We start from the raw sequence: 16592 nt of genomic DNA, 5'->3' as shown, positions 1-16592 counted from the left end.
ATCCTTCACTGGAGACGCAGATCACAGTGATGACAACGTAACCATCCGGGGTCGGCATGGGTCTAATGGGGCGATGCCAGAAACGTCTTGGGGGACGTTTCACGGAGGTCTTGGGGGACGTCCGGGGCATCTGCCGGCCGGGACGCGTGCCCTCGGGAAGCTTTGAGCGGCCCTCCCGACCCGAACGGGTCCCGGCACACACCGACGCCCCGGCGCGGGTCCCGTGGGGGGAATCCGCTGCCGGGGAAAGGGAAGCGCCCCGACCGTCGACCCGTGGGGGGATCGACGGCGGGGCGCTTTCCGTATGCGCAGCCGCGAGGCGAGCGGTCAGCGGGCCTCGACGGGGACGAAGTCGCGCAGGACCTCGCCGGTGTAGATCTGGCGCGGGCGGCCGATGCGGGAGCCGGGCTCCTTGATCATCTCGTGCCACTGGGCGATCCAGCCCGGAAGGCGGCCGAGCGCGAAGAGCACGGTGAACATCTCGGTCGGGAAGCCCATGGCCCGGTAGATCAGACCGGTGTAGAAGTCCACGTTCGGGTAGAGGTTGCGCGCGACGAAGTACTCGTCGGCCAGCGCGTGCTCCTCCAGCTTGAGCGCGATGTCCAGCAGCTCGTCGCTCTTGCCGAGCGCCGAGAGGACGTCGTGCGCCGCAGCCTTGATGATCTTCGCCCGGGGGTCGAAGCTCTTGTAGACGCGGTGCCCGAAGCCCATCAGGCGGACGCCGTCTTCCTTGTTCTTCACCTTGCGGATGAAGGCGTCGACGTCGCCGCCGTCGTTCTTGATGCCTTCCAGCATCTCGAGGACGGACTGGTTGGCGCCACCGTGCAGCGGGCCCCACAGGGCCGAGATGCCGGCGGAGATCGAGGCGAACATGTTCGCCTGCGAGGAGCCGACCAGACGCACGGTGGAGGTCGAGCAGTTCTGCTCGTGGTCCGCGTGCAGGATCAGCAGCTTGTCGAGCGCCGAGACCACGACCGGGTCCAGGTCGTACTCCTGGGCCGGCACGGAGAAGGTCATGCGCAGGAAGTTCTCGACGTAGCCGAGGTCGTTGCGCGGGTAGACCACCGGGTGGCCGACCGACTTCTTGTACGCGTACGCCGCGATCGTCGGGAGCTTGGCCAGCAGCCGGATCGTCGAGAGGTTGCGCTGCTTCTCGTCGAACGGGTTGTGGCTGTCCTGGTAGAACGTCGACAGCGCGCTGACCACGGACGACAGCATGGCCATCGGGTGGGCGTCGCGCGGGAAGCCGTCGTAGAAGCGCTTGACGTCCTCGTGCAGCAGCGTGTGCTGGGTGATGTCGTTGCGGAACGACGCGAGCTGGTCGACGGTCGGCAGCTCACCGTTGATCAGCAGGTAGGCGACCTCGATGAAGGTCGAGCGCTCCGCCAGCTGCTCGATCGGGTAACCGCGGTAGCGCAGGATGCCCTGCTCGCCGTCGAGGTAAGTAATGGCGGACTTATAGGCGGCCGTGTTTCCGTAACCGCTGTCCAGGGTGACGAGCCCGGTCTGGGCCCGGAGCTTCGAGATGTCGAAGCCCTGGTCACCGACGGTGCTCTCGACCACCGGGTAGGTGTATTCACCGTCCGCGTACCGGAGTACTACAGAGTTGTCGCTCACGTCATCCCTCACCGACGTAGTGCCTCTTCTTCGAGGTGCCCTGACTGCCTCTACCTTCCCCCATTTGGCACAGGTGAGTGCACTCGGGGTCGGGGTTTGGTGTTTTTGACGGCACTGAGTGCCGTCAACCTGCTCATCCTGCCCGCTCCACACCGGTGCGGATACCCCAAATGATCGATCATCTAGGTGATGTTTCCCACCGGTACGCGGCCGGAGAGCCGGGAAGCCACGGCCGTGTACCTCCTGCCTGCGGAAACGGTACGCACCGCTTGACCGAGGGCCTTGCGGGACCCGACCAGAACGACCAGTTTCTTCGCCCTGGTCACCGCCGTGTAGAGCAGATTCCGCTGGAGCATCATCCAAGCCCCGGTGGTGACGGGGATCACGACCGCCGGATATTCACTCCCCTGGGAACGATGGATGGTGACGGCGTACGCGTGGGCCAGCTCGTCCAGCTCCGCGAACTCGTACCCGATCTCCTCGTCCTCCTCTGTACGCACCGTCAAGCGCTGTTCGTCCAGGTCGAGACCGGTGACCACGCCGACGGTGCCGTTGAAGACGCCGTTGGCGCCCTTCTCGTAGTTGTTCCGGATCTGGGTCACCTTGTCGCCCACCCGGAAGACCCGGCCGCCGAACCGCTTCTCGGGCAGGTCCGGCCGGGCCGGGGTGATGGCCTGCTGGAGCAGTCCGTTGAGGTTTCCGGCTCCGGCCGGGCCCCGGTGCATGGGCGCGAGGACCTGGATGTCCCGGCGCGGGTCGAGACCGAATCTGGCCGGAATCCGACGGGCGGCCACGTCCACGGCGAGGATTCCGGCCGCCTCCGTGTCCTCCTCCGGGAAGAGGAAGAAGTCCGGCAGGCCGTCGGTGATGGGCGGGACCCCGGTGTTGATGCGGTGCGCGTTGGTGACCACGCCCGACTGCTGGGCCTGGCGGAAGATCCGGGTCAGCCGGACGGCGGGCACCGGGCCGCCCTCGGCCAGCAGGTCCCTCAGCACCTCGCCGGCGCCGACCGAGGGCAGCTGGTCCACATCCCCGACCAGCAGCAGGTGCGCCCCCGGCGCCACGGCCTTGACCAGCTTGTTGGCGAGCAGCAGGTCCAGCATCGAGGCCTCGTCGACCACGACCAGGTCCGCCTCCAGCGGCCGGTCCCGGTCGTACGCCGCGTCCCCGCCGGGCTTGAGCTCCAGCAGCCGGTGCACCGTGGAGGCCTCGGCCCCGGTCAGCTCGGACAGCCGCTTCGCCGCGCGGCCGGTGGGGGCGGCGAGCACCACCTTGGCCTTCTTGGCCCGGGCCAGCTCCACGATGGAGCGCACCGTGAAGGACTTCCCGCAGCCGGGCCCGCCGGTGAGGACCGCGACCCGGCGGGTGAGGGCCAGCTTGACCGCGTCCCGCTGCTCGGGGGCGAGGGTGGCCCCGGTGCGCCCGGCCAGCCAGCCGAGGGCCTTCTCCCAGTCCACGTCCCGGAAGCCGGGCATCCGGTCCTCCTCGGCGTTCAGGAGCCGGCGGACCTGGCCGACCAGCGACAGCTCGGCCCGGTGGAAGGGGACCAGGTACACGGCGGTGAGGGGGTCCGGGCCGCCCTGGGGGTCGGGCACGGATTCCCGTACGACTCCCTCCGGATCGGCGGCGAGCTCGGCCAGGCACTCGATGACCAGGCCCGTGTCCACCTGGAGCAGCTTGACCCCGTCGGCGATGAGCCGCTCCTCGGGGAGGAAGCAGTGCCCCTGGTCGGTGGACTGGGACAGGGCGTACTGGAGACCGGCCTTGACCCGCTCGGGGCTGTCGTGCGGGATGCCGACGGCCTGGGCGATGCGGTCGGCGGTGAGGAAGCCGATGCCCCACACGTCGGCGGCGAGCCGGTAGGGCTGGTTCTTCACCACCGAGATGGAGGAGTCGCCGTACTTCTTGTAGATGCGCACCGCGATGGAGGTGGAGACGCCCACGCCCTGGAGGAAGACCATGACCTCCTTGATGGCCTTCTGCTCCTCCCAGGCGGCGCCGATCAGCTTCGTCCGCTTGGGGCCGAGGCCGGGCACCTCGATCAGCCGCTTCGGCTCGGTCTCGATGACGTCGAGGGTGTCGGTGCCGAAGTGCTCCACGATCCGCTCGGCGATCCTCGGGCCGATGCCCTTGATCAGGCCGGAGCCGAGGTAGCGCCGGATGCCCTGGATGGTGGCGGGGAGGATCGTCGAGTAGTTCTCCACGCTGAACTGCTTGCCGTACTGGGGGTGCGAGCCCCAGCGGCCCTCCATGCGCAGGGATTCACCGGGCTGGGCGCCGAGGAGCGAGCCGACGACGGTCAGCAGGTCGCCCGCGCCGCGGCCGGTGTCGACCCGGGCGACCGTGTACCCGCTCTCCTCGTTGGCGTAGGTGATGCGTTCCAGCACCCCCTCGACCACCGCCAGTTGCACCGCCCCGTTGATTGCCATGGCACGAAGCTACCGCCCGCCGCCGACAGGGCGCCGGGGGCTGTGGACAGAGGGGCCTGTGGACAACGGGGCCTGTGGACAAACGAAAGGGGGTCCGGCCTCTCGGCCGGACCCCCTCACGGTTACCCCTCCCTCGTCGGACTTCCCGATCCCCCCGGATCCCCACCCGGAAGTGCCGACGCAACATACGACCCCCGGCCCGCCCGGAGGGTTGCATCCGGAATCACAGCTTTACCTTTCCGTTACCTACCGCCACTCCAGGGATACTCCGAGGTGCCGTCAAATCCCGACACAAGTAGCGTTTCCGGCATGAGCGAATCTTCCTTCCAGGACGACGTGCTGGGCGAGCTCGGCGACGACAAGCTGAACGAGATCGCCGGACTGCTCGGCACCGATGCCAACGGCGCCCGCGAGACGGTCGCCGAGACCGTCGGGGCGATGACCGGCGGCCTTCAGGAGAAGGCCGACGCCGATGACGACGAGGTCCGCCAGGCCTTCGCGGAGGTGGCCGAGCCGCCTCTGCAGGGCGTCGCCACCCTGGGCGGCGGGCTCGGCGGCCTGCTCGGCGGCGGGATGATGGCCGGGGTGCTGTCCAAGGTGAGCAAGCCCGTGGCCAACGCCGTCTCGAAGAAGACCGGCATCCCCGCCCCGACCGTCGCGCGGGTCATCGAGCTGCTGATCCCGGTGCTGCTGGCCGTCTTCGCCAAGCGCGCCGCCGCCAAGGGCGCGGGCGCCCCGGCCCCCGGCGCCGCCCCCGCCGGTGCGCAGGGCGGCGGACTCGCAGACCTGCTGGGCGACATCCTCGGCAGCGGCAAGAAGTAGCCCGCCCTCACCGGGCCGTGCCGGCGGCCGCCGTTGCGGGAGGGCTTCCCGCGCCGACGGCCGTCCCGCGCCGCTTCGCGCCGGCGGGGGCCAGCGAGGTCAGCCCCACCCCGCCGACCAGCAGAACCGCCGCCAGCCAGCGCGCCCCCGAGACCCCCTCGCCCAGCACCAGGGCGGCCGAGGACATCCCGAACACCGGCACCAGCAGCGAGAACGGCGCCACCGCCGAGGCCGGGTAGCGGCGCAGCAGGTAGCTCCAGGCGCCGAAGCCGAACACCGTGGACACCCAGGCGACGTAGCCGATGACGGCCACCCCGGACCAGTCCAGGGCGCGCAGCGCGGCCAGGTCCCGCTCGGGTCCCTCCAGCAGCAGCGAGAGCGCGAACAGCGGGACGACCGGGACGGTGCACACCCAGACCATGAAGTTCATCGCGTCGGTCGGGGCCGCCTTGCGGGTGAGCACGTTCGACACGCCCCAGCAGGCAGCGGCCGCGACGACCAGGACGAAGCCGGTCACCGACCCCGAGAGGCCCCGGTCCACGGCGGCGACCCCGATCCCGGCCAGCGCCACGCCCATGCCCAGCAGCCGCACCGGGCCGGGCCGCTCGCGCAGTACGACGGCGGCGAGGACGGCGGTGAAGACGGCCTGGATCTGCAGGACGAGGGAGGACAGCCCGGCGGGCATCCCGGCGGCCATGCCGGTGAACAGCAGCCCGAACTTGGCGATGCCGAGGGCCGCTCCGACCCCGAGGATCCACTTCCAGGCGACCTTGGGGCGCCCGACGAAGAACACGGCGGGCAGCGCGGCGACGAGGAAGCGCAGGGCGGACAGCAGCAGCGGCGGGAAGTGGCCGAGACCGATCTCGATGACGACGAAGTTGAAACCCCAGAGGGCGGCGATGAGTACGGCGAGTGCGGTGTGTACGGGACGCATGCTCCGAGCATCGGCGCCGCCACCATGTAGCACCAGCGCGGATCTCTTCCGGGATGGATGAAGGAATGCTTACGGCTCGGCCCCCGCGGACCCTACGATGGGCGGATGCTCGACCTGTCCCGGCTGCGCGCCCTGCACGCCGTCTCCGTCCACGGTTCGGTCGCGGGCGCGGCGGCCGCCCTCGGCTACACCCCGTCCGCCGTCTCGCAGCAGATCGGCAAGCTGGAGCGGGAGACCCGCACCACGCTGCTGGAGCGGCGCGGGCGCGGGGTCGCCCTCACCGAGGAGGCCCGGCACCTGGCCGACACGGCCCGGGAGTTGCTGGCGATCGTGGAGCGGGCCGAGACCACCCTGGAGGAGCGGCGCGGACAGCCCAGCGGGCTGCTGACGGTGGCCGCCTTCGCCTCGGCGGCGCGCGGGCTGCTGCCGGGGGTACTGGCCGACCTCTCCCGCCGGCATCCGGCGCTGGACGTACGCCTGACGGAGGTGGACCCCCACCTCTCGGTGGACCTGGTGGCCCGGGGCGTCACCGACCTGGCGGTGGCCCACGACTGGGACATCGCCCCGCTGCCCGCCCCCGAAGGCGTGGAGCAGGCGGTCATCGGGGACGACCGCTGCGATCTGGTGGTGCCGGCCGGGCATCCCTTCACCACCCGGCGGGTGGTGCGGCGGGCGGACCTCGGGAGCCAGCGGTGGGTGTGCCAGCCGCCCGGGCGGGTCTGCCACGACTGGCTGGTACGGACGATGCGCACGGCCGGGTTCGAGCCCGACATCGCGCACACGGCCGAGGAGAACCACACCATCGTCGCCCTGGTCGCCGCCGGCCTCGGGATCGCGGTCGTGCCCCGGCTGGGTACGGGCCCGCTGCCGCCGGGCGCGGTGGCCGTACCGCTCGAGCCGGGCCCCGTACGCAGGCTGTACGCCCTGTGGCGGACCGGGGCGGCCCGCCGGCCGGCGATCACCGAGGCCGTACGCACCCTCCAGGAGCACTGGGCGAGGTAAGCCGTACGCCCCGCGAGGGGCACCTTCCGGCCGATTCCCGAGTGTCCGTCAGACACCCGGCGCGGTACCGCAGTAGGGTCCCGTGGGTGCCGTACCACGCCTCCCGGCGGGCCCTGCTCGCCGCCGCCGCCATGGCCGCCGTCGCGGCCTCCGGGGCCGCTACGGCCTCCGGGGGCTCCCGCCGCCTCACCGACGACTCCCGCTCCCCGGCCGGGCCGCCGGGCCGCCACCCGGACCGGGACCGGCTGCGGGCCGTCGTCTCCGGGATGAGCCCGGCCGAGCTGGCGGGGCAGCTGTTCGTGTCCCGGGCCTACGGGCATTCGGCGACCGACCCCGACCCGGCGGACGCCGAGCTGAACCTCAAGCACTTCGGGGTGCGCACCGCCGCCGAGCTGGTGGCCCGCTACCACCTGGGCGGGGTCGTCTACTTCGCGTGGGCCCACAACACCCGCACCCCGCACCAGATCGCCGCCCTGTCCAACGGCCTCCAGCGGGCGGCGGAGGGCTCGGGCGCGGGCATCCCGCTGCTGCTGTCCGTGGACCAGGAGCACGGGGCCGTCGCCCGGATCGGCCGGCCGGCGACCCTGCTGCCCGGCGCGATGGCCCTCGGCGCGGCCGGCTCCACCGCCGGGGCCCGGCGGGCGGCCCGCGTGGCGGGGGCCGAGCTGGCCGCCCTGGGCATCCGGCAGGACTGGGCGCCGGTGGCCGACGTGAACGTGAACCCCGCCAACCCGGTGATCGGCGTACGGTCCTTCGGCGCCGACCCGGCCGCCGTGGCGGACCTGGCCGCCGCCCAGGTCCGCGGCTACCAGGGGGCGGGGGTGGCGGCCGCGGCGAAGCACTTCCCGGGGCACGGGGACACCGAGACCGACAGCCACGTCGGGCTGCCGGTGATGCGGCACACGCGCGCCCAGTGGGAGGAGCTGGACGAGCCGCCGTTCCGGGCGGCGGTGCGGGCGGGCGTGGACGTGGTCATGACGGCGCACATCGTCTTCCCCGCGCTCGATCCCTCGGGGGACCCGGCGACCCTCTCGCGGCCCATCGTGACCGGCATCCTGCGCGAACGCCTCGGCTTTCGCGGGGTGGTGGTCACCGACGCCCTCGACATGGCCGGGGTCCGCCAGAAGTACGGGGACGACCGGGTGCCGGTGCTGGCCCTGAAGGCGGGCTGCGACCAGCTGCTGAACGCGCCCGACCTGGGGCTGGCGCACCGCAGCGTGCTGGCGGCGCTCGAGTCGGGCGAGCTGACGCGCGAGCGCCTCGAGGAGTCGGCGCTGCGGATCCTGGAACTGAAGGCCCGCCGGGGACTGTTCGAGGACCCGTACACCTCCGACGCGCGGGTGGACGGGGCGGTGGGCACGGAAGCGCACCGGGAGGCCGCCGACGCGATCGCGGCCGCCACGACCACCCTGCTGGCCAATCCGCGCGGGCTGCTGCCCCTGGACGCGGCGGCCGGGCCCCGGCTGCTGGTGACCGGAACCGACCCGGCCTCCCCCACGGGTACCACGGGACCCCCTACGACGGTCCTGGCGCGGGAGCTGACCGCCCTGGGCTGCCGGGCGCAGGCCCTCCCGCCCGAGCGGGCCGTGGCGGCCGCCCCGGGGCACGCGGCGGTGCTCGTGTGCACGTACAACGTCCCGCAGGGGGAGAGCCCGCAGCGCACGCTGGTGGCGGACCTGATCGCGACGGGCGTCCCGGTGGTGCTGGTGGCGATCCGCAATCCGTACGATCCGGCGCGGCTGCCGCAGTGCGCGGCCGAAGTGGCCACCTACACCTGGACGGACGTGGAGCTGCGGGCGGCGGCCCGGGTGCTGACCGGCGCGAGCCGGCCGGTGGGCCGCCTCCCGGTGCCCGTCCCGGGCCGCTACCCGCTGGGCCACGGGCTGTCGTACCAGCCCGCGGCCCACTGAGCCCTAGCGGGCCCTACCGGCGCAGCGACTCGCGGCGCAGGTCGGTCTGGTCGAGCTGCGGGTCCGGTGCGGCCAGCGGCGCCGCCTGCGGAGCGGCCTTCTCCGTGCTGAACACGTTCGCGGCGGGGGCCACCCCGGCCCACTGGAGGATCCGCGCGGTCGCGAGGGCCTTCTCGCCGTCCAGGAGCTTGGAGACGTTGGCCCCGTGGTTGGCGCCCGGCGCGGTCATCACGTAGCTGTCGCGCGCCCCGTACCCGAGGTGGAAGGGCTCGGCGCCCCACGGGTCGTTCTGCCCGTACACGAACAGCATCTGGTTGGCGTTGTTGCGGACCCAGTTGTCCACGTCCGCCATGGCCGCCGGCTTGAAGGTCATCGGGATGTCGCGCGGCACGAAGTCGCGCGGCGGCTGGTAGCCGTACCGGCTCAGGTCCTTCAGGTGCGGCTGCTTGATGTCGGGCGAGCCGAGCTGCGTACCGGCCTGGTAGTAGTACGGCGTGTACGTCTCCAGTCCCTGGTCGGCGTAGGCCGAGAAGCCGGAGATCGAGTCGACCGTGTCCCAGATCTGCTGGTCGGTGGCGGTCTTGGCGTCCGGGATCGCGGCGCAGTCGGCGACCAGGCTGTACTGCCAGAAGGCCCACGTGTAGTCGAGCACGACGGCCTCGAAGGCCTTGTCGAGGCTGCCGACGGTGTTGAAGGTCCAGCCGTTCTCGGCGGCGGCGGCCGTGTACTTGGCCTCCAGCGGCTCGCGGCGGATCAGCGCCTCGCGCTGCACCGCGTTCAGCTTGTCGCGGCACTCCTTGGTGCCGACCTTGGTGAAGAACCGGTCGTAGGCCGAGTCCTCCTTGTTGACGACGTCGTTGGGCGCCACGTAGGCGACGACCCCGTCCATGTCGCGCGGGTAGAAGCGCTCGAAGTACGTCGCCGTCATACCGCCCTTGCTTCCGCCCGTGGCGAGCCAGTTCTTGGGGTAGAGCTTCTTCAGGGCGGTGAAGAGGCGGTGCTGGTCGCTGGCGGCCTGCCAGATGTCCAGCTTCGACCAGTCGGCCGGGTCGGGGCGCGACGGGTTGAAGAATCGATACTCCATCGACAGCTGGTTGCCGTCGACTATGGTCGTCGGCTCGCTGCGGCGCGGGTTGGTGTTGACGTTGTAGCCGGAGGTGAAGAACACCGTGGGCCGGGAGACGTCCTTGTGCAGCAGGGTGACGCGCTGCTTGAAAGTGCCCTTCCACGGCTGCCGGTGGTCGACCGGCTGCTCGTAGTTCAGTACGAAGAAGCGGTAGCCGGGGTGCGGCTTCTCCTCGATCAGGCTCATGCCCGGGATCGCGAGGATCTGGTCCTTGATGTCCGCGGCGGAGCCCTGTCCCGCGGCGGTCGGCGCGGCGGCGGCCGGCTCTGCGGCGGTGGCCGTCTGAGCCGTGAAGCCGGCCGTGCCCATGGTGCCGATCAGCACCGCGACGGGCAGCAGCCGGCCAAGCGTGTTGCGCATTCACCCTCCCCTTCAGTTCACTGTGGTCGCTCGTGAACCTAGCGGGGCCAACACGCCCGTGAACAGTCCCAGTTGGGTCCCTCCCTCAGCAGAGGATCCAGCCGGAATCCACTGATCCGGCCGCCACGCTGCCCTTTACATACACACATCGGTTGATAGCGCCGACGGTGACGGGGCCCGCGTACCGGGTGAATTGCCCCGCATCGCCCACCGGGACCCCGCCACGCGGCTGAACGCTCACCGCCATGGGGCGGCGCTCCCCCGGCTGGTGGGCGTGGGTCGTCGCGCAGACCTGGGTCCGGCTCTTGTACACGCGCACCTCGCCGGTGGAGAAGGGCAGCGTTTTGACGAGCCTGCCCGCGCAGCCGCCGGTGGCGGCCTGGGCGGCGGGCGCCGCGAACACCCCGCCCACGACGAGCCACAGGGCGGCGCCGAACACCCCCAGGGACACGATCCGCCCCCGCCCCTTCCATCCCTGCCTCATGCTGACCCCCCGATCGGTCGTACGTAACACGTACTCACGTACGACGCGCAGGCCTCCCGGAAGGTTGCACTACCCTAGGCGATCGACCGACCGCACACCGTAGCCGTGAAAGGCAGCCGACATGACGACCGATCTGCTCGACCGCAAGCTGGAGCGCGCGTTCGCGCACCTGGACGCCGATTCCAACGGCGTGATCGACGAGAAGGACATGATCGCGCTCGGGACGCGGCTGCTGTCGGCGCTGGCCGAACCGGCCGACTCCCCCAAGGCGGCCGAGGTCTTCCGCGGGCTCACCGACTTCTGGGTGGACCTCTTCAACGAGCTCGGCGTCGGCCAGGACCAGCAGCTGACGCCCGGCCAGTACCGGGACGGCATGACCCGCCTGTACAAGGACGGCGGCCCGGCGTACGAGAAGTCCTTCCGGCCGATGATGAAGGCGATCCTCACGGTCGTCGACACCAACGGCGACGGGCACATCAGCCCCGAGGAGTTCCACAAGGCGCAGCTGGCCTTCGACACCAAGCTGGAGCCCGCCGACGCGGACACCCTCTTCGCGAGGATCGACAAGAACCACGACGGCTACCTGTCGGTGGACGAACTCCTCGACGCCGTACGCGAGTACTACACCGGCGACGACGAGGACGCCCCCGGCAACCTCCTCTTCGGCGAACTCTGACGGAAGGGGCGGGGCCGCCGGGCCCCGCCCCTTCACGCGTGCTGCGCGGCTACGCGGCGGCGGCCGGTTCGTCCTCGCCGGCGAAGGTGCGCCACAGGGTCGCGTACCGGCCGCCGCGGGCCAGGAGTTCGGCGTGGCTGCCGTCCTCGACGATCCGGCCGCGGTCCATGACCACCACCCGGTCGGCGCGGGCGGCGGTGGTCAGGCGGTGCGCGACGACGAGGGTGGTGCGCTTGCCGGCGAGCCGGTCGGTGGCCTGGTTGACCTGGGCCTCGGTGGCCAGGTCCAGGGCGGCGGTGGCCTCGTCGAGCAGCAGGACGTCCGGGTCGACCAGTTCGGCGCGGGCCAGCGCGATCAGCTGGCGCTGGCCGGCGGAGAGGTTGCGGCCGCGCTCGGAGACGGCGTGCAGGTAGCCGCCGTCGAGGGTGGCGATCATGTCGTGGGCGCCGACCGCGCGGGCGGCGGCCTCCACCTCGGCGTCGCTCGCCCCGGGCCGCCCGTAGGCGATGGCGTCGCGGACCGTCCCCGGGAAGAGGTACGGCTCCTGGGGGACGACCCCCAGCCGGTGGCGGTACGCCGTCAGGTCCAGCTCCCGCAGGTCGGTGCCGTCGGCGGTGACCCGGCCGGAGGTCGGGTCGTAGAACCGGGCCACCATCTTGACCAGAGTGGACTTGCCCGCCCCGGTCTCGCCGACGAAGGCGACGGTCTGCCCGGCGGGTATGCGCAGGCTGATCCCGGCCAGCGCCTCGTCCTGCTCCCCGCGCTCCTCGGCGGTGCCGTACTGGAAGCGCACGCCCTCGAAGGCGATCTCGCCGCGCAGTGCGGCGACCTCCCGGGGATCCGCCGGGCGCGGAGTGGTGGTGGGCTCGCGCAGCAGGTCCTGGATCCGGCCCAGGGAGACGCTGGCCTGCTGGTATCCGTCGAAGACCTGGGAGAGCTGCTGGACCGGGGCGAAGAACAGGTCGATGTAGAGCAGGTACGCCACCAGCGCGCCGGTGGTGAGGGTGGCCGCCTCCACCCGGCCCGCGCCGACGATCAGCACGGCCGCCGCCGCGCCCGAGGACAGCAGCTGGACGAAGGGGAAGTAGACGGATATCAGCCACTGGCCGCGCACCCGGGCCTCGCGGTACGCGTCGCTGCGCTCGGCGAACCGGGCCGCGCCGGTGCTCTGGCGGCGGAAGGCCTGCACCAGGCGGAGCCCGGCCACGGACTCCTGGAGGTCGGCGTTGACCAGGCTGACCCGGTCGCGCGCCAGCTCGTACGCGGTCACCGACTTGCGGCGGAAGACGATCGTGCCGACGACCAGCACGGGCAGGGTGGCGAAGACGATCAGCGCGAGTCCGACGTCGAGGACGAGCAGGGCGACCAGGATGCCGAAGAAGGTCAGGACGGAGACGACGGCGGTGACGAGCCCGGTCTGCAGGAAGCTGGACAGGGAGTCCACGTCGGTGGTCATCCGGGTCATGATCTTGCCGGTGAGCTCGCGCTCGTAGTAGTCCAGGCCGAGGCGCTGGAGCTGGGCGAAGATCTTGACGCGCAGGGCGTAGAGCACGCGCTCGCCGGTGCGTCCGGTCATCCGGGTCTCGGCGAACTGGGCGGCCCACTGCCCGGCGACCACGACGAGGGCGAGCAGGGCCGCGGCCCACACCGCGCCCAGGGCGGCCTTCTGCACGCCCTGGTCGATGCCGTGGCGGATCATGACGGGCAGGAGCAGCCCGGCGCCCGCGTCGACGGCGACCAGGCCGAGGCTGACGGCGAGCGGGGCCCAGAAGCCGCCGAGCAGGCGGCGCAGGCCGTAGCTCTTCTCGGCGGACGCGGCCCGGGCCTCGTCCACCTCCGGCTCGTCGTCGGCGGGCGGCAGGGCGGCCACCTGCGCGAGCAGTTCGGGGGTGGCGCTCATCCCGGCGACCGCACCGGCGGGGTTCTCGCTCCCCTCCTGGCGTCGCCACAGCTCGGGGGTGACCCCGTCGACGGCGCGGCGCTTGGCGCTCACCTGCTCGGAGTCGATCTCGGCTTCGAGCTCGATGTCCTTCTCGATGTCCCGCTCGAACTCGGCCATGGACGGTGCGTCGGGGGTGCGCGGCGAGGCGGCCCCGAGGGCTTCGGGGTCGGTGAGCAGCCGCCGGTACAGCGGGGAGCGGCGCTCGAGCTCCTCGTGCGTGCCGACGTCGGAGAGCCGGCCGTGGTCGAGTACGGCGATCCGGTCGGCGAGGGCGAGCGTGGAGCGGCGGTGGGCGATCAGCAGGGTGGTGCGGCCGGCCATGACCGCCCGCAGCGCCTCGTGGATCTCGTGCTCGACGCGGGCGTCGACGGCGGAGGTGGCGTCGTCGAGGAGCAGCAGGCGGGGGTCGGTGAGGATGGCGCGGGCGAGGGCGATGCGCTGGCGCTGGCCGCCGGAGAGGGTCAGGCCCTGTTCGCCGACCTTGGTGTCGTACCCGGCGGGGAGGGCCTCGATGAACCCTTCCGCCTGGGCGGCGCGGGCGGCGGCGCGGATCTCCTCCTCACCGGCCCCCGGGCGCCCGTAGGCGATGTTCGCGCGGATGGTGTCGGAGAAGAGGAACGAATCCTCGGGCACCAGTCCGATGGCGCCGCGCAGGGAGTCGTAGGTCAGCTCGCGGACGTCGTGGCCGCCGACCCGGACGGTGCCGTGGTCGGCGTCGTAGAAGCGCGGCAGGAGCAGGGAGACGGTGGACTTGCCGCTGCCGGAGGCGCCCACGAGGGCGACGGTCTCGCCCTCGGCCAGGGCGAGGGAGAAGCCGTCGAGGACGGGCCGGTCGGGCTCGTACCCGAAGCGGACGTCCTCGAACTCGACGGTGGCGGGCGCGTCGGCGGGCAGCTCCCGCGTGCCCTCCCGGATCACGGGCTCGGTGTCGATGAGCTCGAACACCCGCTCCACGCCGGCGCGGGCCTGCTGGCCGACGGTAAGCACCATGGCGAGCATGCGGACGGGGCCGACGAGCTGGGCGAGGTAGGTGGAGAAGGCGACGAAAGTGCCGAGGGTGACCTGCCCGCGGGTGGCCATCCAGCCGCCGAGGGCCAGCATGGCGACCTGTCCGAGGGCGGGCACGGCCTGGAGGGCGGGGGTGTAGCGGGAGTTCAGCCGGATGGTGCGCATCCGCCCGCCGAAGAGCCGGCGGCCGGCCTCGCGGAGCTTGCCGGTCTCCTGTTCCTCCTGCCCGAAGCCCTTGACGACCCGTACGCCGGTCACCGCCCCGTCGACGACGGAGGCGACGGCGGCGGCCTGGCCCTGGGCGTACCAGGTGGCGGGGAAGAGCTTCTTGCGGCTGCGCTTGGCGATGAACCAGAGGGCGGGGGCCATCAGCAGCGCGACGAGGGTCAGCAGCGGGGACAGCCACAGCATGATCCCGAGGGATATCCCGAAGAGGAGGAAGTTCCCGATGGTCATGGGCAGCATGAAGAGCAGGCCCTGGATCAGCTGGAGGTCGCTCGTCGCCCGGCCGACGACCTGTCCGGTGGACAGCTCGTCCTGCCGGCGCCCGTCGAGGCGGGCGACGGCGTCGTACATGTCGGTGCGCAGGTCGTGCTGCACGTCGAGGGCGAGGCGCCCGCCGTAGTACCTGCGTATGTAGGTCAGTGCGTAGACCAGCACGGCGGCGCCTATGAGCATGCCGGCCCAGGGGCCCATGGGCTTGCTCTCGTCGCCGATGACCTCGTCGATGATGACCTTGGTGACGAGCGGGACGAACGCCATGACGGCCATGCCGGCCAGCGAGGAGCCGAGCGCGAGCAGCACGTTGACCTTGTACCGCCAGGTGTAGGCGGCGAGCCGCCTGCCCCAGCCCTGTTTTTCCCCAGTCTCCGTCTGCGCCGCCGTCACGTGGGTGCCTCCCCGTCGGTCCTGTCCTGCCGCCTCCCCCAACGCCCCCACCGGCGGATTTCATCCCACCGCAACAATCGCACTGGGGTCCGCAGGACGCGCGCGGGCTTCGTCCGATCAGGGGACCACCGCCGCTCGACCCCCGCTGGACCCGGGACGCGGCAGGGAACGCTCCGGCCCCAAAGGCGCTCTAGCCGGGTGCGCACCGGTCGGCGGTGCGCCGGACATCGCGAAGGGCTTGACCGATCCATGGGTCTGACAAGTAGCACGCTCCTGGTGAGTGCCGTGCTGTGCACGGTGCTCCTGTTCGCGGCCACGGTGTGGCTGTGGCCCCGGCTGGCGCGGAGCAGCCGGGGGCTGGTGCTGGGGCGTTTAGGGCTGCTCGTCGTCGTGCAGGTGTTCCTCTTCGCCTCGGTCGCGCTCGCGGCGAACCGCAGCTTCCTGATCTACGGGTCCTGGGCCGACCTGACCGCCGGACAGGCGCGCCAGGAGGCCGTGCCCGGCGGGGCGGCCGTGGAGGTGCTGGGACGGCAGGACACCGGCGTGCCCGGCGGGCGCAGTCCGCAGTCGGGCGGGCTGATAGAGAAGGTGACCCTGCACGGCGAGCGCTCCCGGGTCGCCGCCCAGGCGTACGTGTACCTGCCGCCCGAGTACTTCCAGAAGGGCAACGAGCAGCGGAAGTTCCCCGCGGCCGTGGTGCTGACGGGCTACCCGGGCACGGCGGAGAACTTGCTGAAGGGGCTGCGGTACCCGAAGACGGCGTGGACGCAGGCCAAGCAGAAGAAGATGCAGCCGATGATCCTGGTGATGATGCGGCCCGTGGTCGGCCCCTCCAACAGCCAGTGCGTCGACGTCCCCGGGGGCGGCCCGCAGAGCGAGTCCTTCTTCGGGACGGACGTCCCCAGGGCGGTCGCCAGTCATTACCGCATCGGCACCTCGGCGCGGAACTGGGCCATCATCGGCGACTCGACGGGCGGGTACTGCGCGCTGAAGATGACGCTCCAGCACCCGGAGACGTACGCGGCCGGGGTGGGCCTCTCGGCGGACTACAAGCCGGAGGTCGATGCGGACTCGGGCGACCTCTTCCACGGGAACAAGGGCGAGGAGAAGCGGTCCGACCTGCTGTGGCACCTGGCGAACCGGCCGCAGCCGAACGTCTCGTTCCTCGTCACCACCTCGCTCCAGGGCGAGTCGAACCTCAAGGCGACGCAGCAGTTCGTCAAGGCCGTGAAGGACCCGGCCCACGTCTCGTCGATCACCCTCGACCGGGGCGGGCACAGCTTCAACACCTGGAACCGCGAGATCCCGCCGGCCCTCGCATGGACCAGCGCCCGCCTCAGCGCCAACTGAGCCGTGAGCCCTCCCGGCCCCGGGGCCCGGGGCCGGGCAACGGG

11 protein-coding genes are annotated in these 16592 nt (G+C 71.8%); 5 read left to right on the top strand and 6 right to left on the bottom strand.

Annotated elements, in window-relative coordinates; all coding sequences use genetic code 11:
* Nucleotides 1-327: 327 nt before the first annotated feature.
* Complete coding sequence (locus OOK34_RS17615; RefSeq protein ID WP_266839123.1) at nt 328-1617, bottom strand: citrate synthase; 1290 nt, start codon at nt 1615-1617, stop codon at nt 328-330.
* Between the two features lie 182 nt (nt 1618-1799).
* Nucleotides 1800-4046, bottom strand: coding sequence for an ATP-dependent RecD-like DNA helicase (locus OOK34_RS17610; protein WP_267034817.1), 2247 nt, complete (start codon nt 4044-4046; stop codon nt 1800-1802).
* Between the two features lie 309 nt (nt 4047-4355).
* On the opposite strand from OOK34_RS17610, the gene OOK34_RS17605 reads away from it, so the two are divergent.
* Nucleotides 4356-4868 carry a DUF937 domain-containing protein gene (locus OOK34_RS17605; RefSeq protein ID WP_267034816.1) on the top strand — a complete coding sequence of 171 codons (513 nt, stop codon included), beginning with the start codon at nt 4356-4358 and terminating at the stop codon, nt 4866-4868.
* Between the two features lie 7 nt (nt 4869-4875).
* Here the strand turns inward: OOK34_RS17605 and OOK34_RS17600 are convergent, their stop codons facing one another.
* Nucleotides 4876-5802 carry an EamA family transporter gene (locus tag OOK34_RS17600; RefSeq protein ID WP_267034815.1) on the bottom strand — a complete coding sequence of 309 codons (927 nt, stop codon included), beginning with the start codon at nt 5800-5802 and terminating at the stop codon, nt 4876-4878.
* Between the two features lie 105 nt (nt 5803-5907).
* Here OOK34_RS17600 and OOK34_RS17595 point away from each other — a divergent pair, with 105 nt between their 5' ends.
* Nucleotides 5908-6804, top strand: a complete 897-nt coding sequence (locus OOK34_RS17595; protein ID WP_267034814.1) for a LysR family transcriptional regulator — start codon at nt 5908-5910, stop codon at nt 6802-6804.
* 86 nt (nt 6805-6890) lie between these two features.
* Nucleotides 6891-8714 (top strand): glycoside hydrolase family 3 protein, encoded by a 1824-nt coding sequence (locus OOK34_RS17590; protein ID WP_267034813.1) that lies wholly within the window; start codon nt 6891-6893, stop codon nt 8712-8714.
* Between the two features lie 13 nt (nt 8715-8727).
* Here OOK34_RS17590 and OOK34_RS17585 read toward each other — a convergent pair whose 3' ends face one another.
* Both OOK34_RS17585 and OOK34_RS17580 read right to left on the bottom strand, forming a co-directional pair.
* Nucleotides 8728-10200: a S28 family serine protease gene (locus OOK34_RS17585; RefSeq protein ID WP_267034812.1), complete on the bottom strand. Its 1473-nt coding sequence runs from the start codon at nt 10198-10200 to the stop codon at nt 8728-8730.
* An 85-nt stretch (nt 10201-10285) separates the two neighbouring features.
* The gene (locus OOK34_RS17580) at nt 10286-10684 is read right to left on the bottom strand and encodes a hypothetical protein (protein WP_267034811.1); all 399 of its coding nucleotides are present in this window, start codon (nt 10682-10684) and stop codon (nt 10286-10288) included.
* Between the two features lie 121 nt (nt 10685-10805).
* On the opposite strand from OOK34_RS17580, the gene OOK34_RS17575 reads away from it, so the two are divergent.
* Nucleotides 10806-11360: an EF-hand domain-containing protein gene (locus OOK34_RS17575; RefSeq protein WP_267034810.1), complete on the top strand. Its 555-nt coding sequence runs from the start codon at nt 10806-10808 to the stop codon at nt 11358-11360.
* 49 nt (nt 11361-11409) lie between these two features.
* Here OOK34_RS17575 and OOK34_RS17570 read toward each other — a convergent pair whose 3' ends face one another.
* Nucleotides 11410-15198, bottom strand: coding sequence for an ABC transporter ATP-binding protein (locus OOK34_RS17570; RefSeq protein ID WP_267034809.1), 3789 nt, complete (start codon nt 15196-15198; stop codon nt 11410-11412).
* 249 nt (nt 15199-15447) lie between these two features.
* On the opposite strand from OOK34_RS17570, the gene OOK34_RS17565 reads away from it, so the two are divergent.
* Nucleotides 15448-16548 (top strand): esterase family protein, encoded by a 1101-nt coding sequence (locus OOK34_RS17565; RefSeq protein WP_267034808.1) that lies wholly within the window; start codon nt 15448-15450, stop codon nt 16546-16548.
* The last annotated feature ends 44 nt before the right edge of the window (nt 16549-16592 follow it).

The sequence above is a fragment of the Streptomyces sp. NBC_00091 genome, assembly GCF_026343185.1.
In the GTDB taxonomy this organism is placed as follows: Bacteria; Actinomycetota; Actinomycetes; order Streptomycetales; family Streptomycetaceae; genus Streptomyces.
Note: the sequence above shows the minus strand (reverse complement) of the source record. Positions and strands in the feature narration are given on the sequence as shown.